Raw genomic sequence first — 6625 nt, 5'->3', positions numbered from 1 at the left:
TGCATGACATCTTCGATCCCTTCCCGTGCCCATGGCAAAAAAACCCTGATCATTAACAACATGCAAGTCGATCTGCTGCCCATGATCCAGGACGCTAGCCGCGTGCTGGAGCATTGCTGCTGGCTGGCGGAGCTTGCCCAGGAAATCGAGCTGCCCATTGCTCTAGTCTTCCATGAAAAGCTGGGCGCGCTGCCAGCACGACTACGCAAGGCAGCAGGTGTTTGCACAACATTTTCCAAATGCCACTTCAATGTGCTCGATGAACGGGGGATCGACATCTTCCGTACCGCTACGCCCGGCAATCACTGGATTTTCGCGGGTGTGGAAACCCACGTGTGTATCCTGCAATCGGCACTGGCGCTACGCGCACGCGGTGACCAGGTTTCGGTTGTGGTAGACGCAGTGGCGTCCCGCAGCGTCCTGGATCACGAGGTCGCGCTCTCGCGCATGTCACGCCACGGTGTGGAACTGATCACCCGCGAGATGTTGTTCTTCGAAACCATGGCGCAGTCGGAGCGATGCGATTACCTGGCGCTGAGCCAACGCTTTCTCGATGGCCGCTACCTGAGGACCTACGGCGAATGACTCGGATTGCCTCACCTGACACCATGCCCACTCGCACCTTTTTCGCAAGGAGCCAGCCATGACCGCCGTTCTCTCGCAGACACCCGCCACTGCCAAGGCCGCGCCCTTGATCCTGCTGATGATCATTTTCATCGACGGCCTGGGCACGGCATTGCTGCTGCCGATGCTACCGATGCTGCTCGACCCGGGCGACCCTGCGGGGGTGGTTTTCGGCAGCGCACCTACTGCCGCTCGGACCGCCGGGCTCTACGGCGTGCTGTTGGCAGGCTACGCCTTTGCGATGATGGTGGGCGCGCCTCTGCTGGGTGCGCTTTCAGACCGCATCGGGCGGCGCCCAACGCTTCTGCTTGCGGTGACAGGGTCGGTCGCCGGGTATGCCCTGAGCACTTGGGCCGTGAGCGTGGGCAGCGTGGGCTTGCTGATCGCCGGGCGCTTGCTGGGAGGCACCTTCGCCGGTAGCGTCCCGGTAGCACAGGCCATGCTGGTCCAGACCCCCGACAGCGCAATGAAACGCATTGGCTGGGTAATGTTTGCCATGACTGCGGGTTTTTTCACCGGTCCCGCGCTCACGGGCATCCTGCTAGCAGCTCATACACCGGGAGCAAGCCTGCTCCTGCCCTTGCAGGTCGCGCTGACCCTCAGCGTGCTGTGCCTGTTGATGGCCTTCTTGCTGCCCTCTACCCCAGCTCCGGCTGCAACAATGGGCCCATCGCTGATCAGACAGGTCTTGAACGGCTTCACCTCGCCAGCCACGCGCAGACCATTGTTTGCACTGCTCTGGCTGCAAATCGGCTGGAATCTCTTTTACCAGTACTTGCCCTGGATGCTCGCACGCCAGAGCCAGACCGTAGGCAGCATCAGCCTACTGCTAACAGTGGTCGGGATCGGCATGTGCATCGCCTTCATCTGGGTGGCCGGAGCCTTGCAAACCCGGTATCCAGCGCCACAGATCGCGCGCGCAGCCATCCCCGTGCTGGTGGTAAGCTGCGCATTGCTAGCGGCCACGCTCGACAACTCGCTTGCCCTGGTTTTCGGTGCGCTTGCCGCGATCGCCTATGGGGTGGCCTACACTGCTTTGATCGGGCATGCTTTGGCATGCGAGCAGTCAAGCCTGCGTGGCACGGTGCTGGGCATCGCCGCTTCACTAGCTGCCGGCGCCGCAGCCGTCACGGCGTTGCTCGGCGGGATAATCGGCGTCTGGGACAATCTGCTGCTGGCCTCGTTGAGCGTGGCTGCGCTGGCCCTGAGCTGGGTCATCCTGGTTTTGGGAAGAGATCGAGATGAGTAGCGACAACGCCACCTTGATCATCAAAGACCTGACCTTGCGCCTGCCAGACGGCAGGCCGCTGTTCTCGGGGCTCAACGCAACGTTCTCCAGGCAGTTCACCGGCATCGTCGGGCCCAACGGCAGCGGCAAATCGATGTTGGCGCAGATCATGGCGGGTCGCCTGACCGCGAGCGAAGGCAGCGTCCAGTGTGCTGGCAGTGTCGGTTATTTGCCGCAATGGCTCGGGCCTATCGACGGGACCGTTGCCGACCTGCTGGGGGTACATAACGCTTTGCAGGCCTTGGCAGAGGTCGAGGCGGGCGCCTGCGACCCAGCGCTGTTCGACCTGATCGACGACCGCTGGAACCTGCTGGGCGATATCCACGCCTGTCTGACGCGCTTGGGCCTAGCACATCTGCCGCTTGATCGCGCAAGCGAGGCCTTGAGCGGAGGCGAGACTGTACGCCTGATGCTCGCCGGTCTGCGCCTCGGCGGCGCGCGGGTATTGATACTCGACGAGCCCACCAACCATCTGGATCGCCAGGCCCGCGAGCAGTTGAGCAAAGAGCTGCGCCAAGGCAAGGAAACCCGCATTGTCATCTCCCACGACCGGGCGCTGCTGGAACATGCCGATCGTATCCTCGAGCTTCGCAGCGACGCGCTGGTTCAATACAGCGGCGGCTACAACAACTATCGCGAGCAGCGCCAGGCGGAGCAGGACAACGCACAGGCTACACTGGTCAGGGCACGCGCGGCACGCGACAGCGTCGAGCAGCAGATCACCATGGCCCGCCAGCGCGAAGTGCAAAGTGCCAGTCATGGTCGTAAGGTGGCGCGTGCCACAGGCACCCCGGCCATCGTCGCCAATGCGCAGGCAGAGCGCGCCGAGCAGCACAGCGGCCATCAGCGCATCCAGCAGGCGCGTCTGAGCCAAATGGCGCGAGAGCGGGTCGACCAGGCCAATGCGAACGTCGAGCCGGTACGCCCAAGCCAACTGCTCGCCCCGACCGGCCTGGTCGCCAACGCGACCCAAGTGGTCACGCTCGAACACTGCGAGCTCCCCTACGGCCCCCCCGACAGCCGCTTCATCGATCTCACCCTGCACGGCCCGATGCGAGTCGCGGTGATCGGGCCGAACGGCTGCGGAAAATCAACCCTGCTGAAGGTGATAGCCGGGCAACTGGCGCCCGCCAGCGGCATCGCCCGGCATATCTCACGCACTCACCTGATCGACCAGCACGCTCAAACCTTCGACCCCGAGCACAGTATCGAGCAGGTGCTACGCAATGAGCTAGGCACTGTCGAGGAGGGCCGCTTTCGCCAGGTCTTCGCCAACGCCGGGCTCGACGCTCGGCAGATGGCTACGCCATTCGGTCGGCTCAGTGGTGGCGAGCGCCTGCGCGCAACGCTCGCCTGGCTGGCAGGCGGCCCCGAACAGACGCAACTGTTGCTGCTCGACGAAGTGAACAACCATCTCGACATCGCGGCCTTGGAAGCAGTCGAGCAGTTGCTCGGACAATTCAAAGGCGCGCTCATAGTGAGTGCTCACGATCTTGATTTTCTGCAGGCCTTGGAATTGACGCACCAGTTCATCTGGCAACCAACAGGTTGGCGCTACGAGCCGTGGGATGATGGCGGGCAATGAATAGCGAAGGCTGAGTTACGATTCCGGGCATCGACAGGTAAGAAATTCCCGAATCTGAAGCCCGGTGTTATCGCTGATGCAGAATTGACCGATCTGCCGACCTGGCGTTGCCTCATAAGGAGTTACCCCAAAGTCAGACCTGCTAGTCGGTATCTAACAGAGCGAATAGGGTCCGTCACGTCGTCAGCGACACGAACGGACCCCAAGAGGCAAAGAGGCTGTCTAAGTGACGGGGCGAGAAACTATTTTGGAGAAACCTGCGACAGTTTTAATTCTCAAAAATCAAAACCCCCACCCCTGTGGATAACTCACTCCACCGTCACCGACTTCGCCAGGTTCCTCGGCTGGTCAACATCCGTCCCTTTCAACACAGCCACATAATACGAAAGCAGCTGCAGCGGAACGGTGTACAGAATCGGTGCCAAGGCATCGATGATGTGCGGCATGGCGATGACGTGAGTGCCTTCGCCGTTCTTGAGCCCAGCCAGCTCATCCGCGAACACGATTAACTCGCCGCCGCGGGCGCGTACTTCCTGCAGGTTGGATTTGAGTTTCTCCAGCAGCTCGTTGTTCGGCGCGACGGTGACGACCGGCATGTCGGCATCGACCAGCGCCAGCGGGCCGTGTTTGAGTTCGCCGGCCGGGTAGGCTTCGGCGTGGATGTAGGAGATTTCTTTGAGTTTGAGTGCGCCTTCCATTGCTACCGGGAATTGCGCGCCACGACCGAGGAACAGGGTGTGGTGTTTCTCGGCGAACAGCTCGGCGACTTTCTCGATGGTGCCGTCCATTGCCAGGGCTTCGCCCAAACGGGTTGGCAGGCGGCGCAGTTCTTCGACCAGTTGTGCTTCAACGCCCTCTTCCAACGAACCTTTGACCTGGCCGAGTGACAGGGTCAGCAGTAGCAAGGCGACCAGTTGGGTGGTGAAGGCTTTGGTCGATGCCACGCCGATTTCCGGGCCAGCCTGGGTCAGCAGGGTCAGGTCGGATTCACGTACCAGTGAGCTGATGCCGACGTTGCAGATCGCCAGGCTGGCCAGAAAGCCCAGTTCCTTGGCGTTGCGCAGCGCTGCCAGTGTGTCGGCGGTTTCGCCGGATTGCGAGATCGAGACGAACAAGGTGTCCGGCTGAACCACGACCTTGCGGTAGCGGAACTCGCTGGCCACTTCCACCTGGCAAGGAATGCCGGCCAGACCTTCAAGCCAGTAACGCGCGACCATGCCTGCGTGGTAGCTGGTGCCACACGCCACTATCTGAACGTTGCGTACTTTGGCGAACAGTTCGGCAGCCTGTGGACCAAATGCGTGGACCAGCACTTGCTGTTGCCCCAGGCGACCTTCGAGGGTGCGCTGTACAACCTTGGGCTGCTCGTGGATTTCCTTGAGCATGAAGTGACGGTATTCGCCCTTGTCAGCGGCTTCAGCGCCTTCATGATATTGCACCACTTCACGCTCGACCGACACACCCTCGACGTTCCAGATCTGCACGCTGTCGCGACGGATCTCGGCGATATCGCCTTCTTCCAGGTACATGAAACGGTCGGTCACCTGACGCAGCGCCAGTTGATCGGAGGCCAGGAAGTTTTCACCCAGGCCCATGCCGATCACCAGCGGGCTGCCACTGCGGGCGGCCAGCAGGCGATCCGGTTGTGCAGCGTTGATCACGGCAAGACCATAGGCACCGTGCAATTCTTTCACGGCAGCCTTCAGGGCAACCGCCAGATCTGGCGTGTCCTTTAGCTTGTGGTGCAGCAGGTGAACGATGACTTCGGTGTCGGTATCGGATGCGAAGACGTAACCCAGGCTTTTCAGCTGTTCACGTAGCGCTTCGTGGTTCTCGATGATGCCGTTGTGGACAACTGCCAGTTTATCGGCCGAGAAGTGTGGATGAGCGTTACGTTCACACGGTGCACCGTGGGTCGCCCAACGTGTGTGGGCGATGCCCAGACGGCCGGTCAGCGGCTCGCCTGCCAGTGCCTGTTCCAGCTCACTGACCTTGCCCGAGCGACGACGGCGCTCAAGGGTGCCTTCGTTACTGAAAACAGCAACGCCTGCGCTGTCGTAACCGCGGTACTCAAGACGCTTGAGGCCTTCGAGCAAAATGGCCGTGATATTACGTTCAGCAACGGCGCCGACGATTCCACACATGGTTATCTCCTAGCTGACAGCAGCACAAATCAGATTGATGCCGCGGGCCTGTATCTGATCGCGAGCCTCGCTGGGCAGGCGATCATCAGTAATAAGGGTGTGGATACTGCTCCAGGGCAGCTCCAGATTGGGGATCTTGCGACCGACCTTGTCGGCCTCGACCATGACAACGACTTCCCGGGCGACTTCCGCCATGACCCGGCTTAAACCCAGCAGCTCATTAAACGTGGTGGTGCCACGAGTCAGATCGATGCCGTCGGCACCGATGAACAACTGATCGAAATCGTAGGAGCGCAGTACCTGTTCAGCGACCTGCCCCTGAAAAGACTCCGAGTGCGGATCCCATGTTCCGCCAGTCATCAACAGGACCGGTTCGTGTTCCAGTTCAGTAAGGGCTCGCGCCACATGCAGTGAGTTGGTCATGACCACCAGGCCAGGTTGCTGGCCCAGTTCAGGGATCAACGCAGCCGTGGTGCTGCCACTGTCGACAATAATTCTGGCGTGCTCGCGAATTCGGGAAACCGCAGCGCGGGCAATGGCCTGTTTGTAACGGGAAACCGGCTGGCTGCTTTCGCTGATCAGCTCGTGAGGAAGCGGCACTGCGCCCCCGTAACGGCGCAACAGCAAACCATTGGTTTCAAGGGCTGCCAAATCCTTTCGAATCGTAACTTCAGAAGTTTCAAAGCGTTTGGCCAAATCGTCGACACTGACTTCACCCAGCTCATTGAGCAAAGCAAGAATATTGTGGCGGCGTTGTGGTGTATTGCGCTTCGACATGACAGCCTCAAGTTTCGTTTCGAAAGATAACGAAGGCAATCAAAACCTATTTTTTGGGTTTGGTCAAGGCCAGAGGGTTTGGCAGGGTATTTTCAATGGAACTTTAGGAACGAGATTCCTGTAACTCTCGCTCCAGTGCTCCGCTCTCAGAAGTATGCATAGGCCAGTTGGACCAATCCGGAATGCATTTCGTGGGAGCGGACTCGT

At 60.3% G+C, this 6625-nt stretch carries 5 protein-coding genes; 3 read left to right on the top strand and 2 right to left on the bottom strand.

The annotated features are described in order from the left end of the window. Window positions 1–3 precede the first annotated feature (3 nt). Genes RYB66_RS08480 through RYB66_RS08470 form a run of 3 tightly spaced genes read left to right on the top strand, consistent with a single transcriptional unit; the run spans window position 4 to window position 3497 of the window. Window positions 4–585, top strand: coding sequence for an isochorismatase family protein (locus RYB66_RS08480; protein ID WP_316885140.1), 582 nt, complete (start codon window positions 4–6; stop codon window positions 583–585). Window positions 586–643: 58 nt separating this feature from the next. Beyond that, entirely contained in the window at window positions 644–1873 is a 1230-nt protein-coding gene (locus tag RYB66_RS08475) for an MFS transporter (protein ID WP_316885138.1), read from the top strand. Continuing rightward, entirely contained in the window at window positions 1866–3497 is a 1632-nt protein-coding gene (locus RYB66_RS08470; RefSeq protein WP_316885136.1) for an ATP-binding cassette domain-containing protein, read from the top strand. Before RYB66_RS08475 ends, RYB66_RS08470 begins: the two co-directional genes overlap by 8 nt. A gap of 308 nt (window positions 3498–3805) precedes the next feature. Here the strand turns inward: RYB66_RS08470 and glmS are convergent, their stop codons facing one another. Both glmS and RYB66_RS08460 read right to left on the bottom strand, forming a co-directional pair. Next, complete coding sequence (gene glmS, locus RYB66_RS08465; protein WP_057404163.1) at window positions 3806–5641, bottom strand: glutamine--fructose-6-phosphate transaminase (isomerizing); 1836 nt, start codon at window positions 5639–5641, stop codon at window positions 3806–3808. A 9-nt stretch (window positions 5642–5650) separates the two neighbouring features. Beyond that, on the bottom strand, window positions 5651–6418 hold the full coding sequence (locus tag RYB66_RS08460; RefSeq protein WP_002555979.1) for a DeoR/GlpR family DNA-binding transcription regulator: 768 nt from the start codon (window positions 6416–6418) through the stop codon (window positions 5651–5653). Between the last annotated feature and the right edge of the window lie 207 nt (window positions 6419–6625).

This window comes from Pseudomonas syringae group sp. 243L2, from assembly GCF_032587875.1.
Lineage (GTDB): Bacteria > Pseudomonadota > Gammaproteobacteria > Pseudomonadales > Pseudomonadaceae > Aquipseudomonas > Aquipseudomonas amygdali.
The sequence above is the reverse complement of the archived record's forward strand: the minus strand, read 5'-3'. Positions and strand labels throughout refer to the sequence as shown.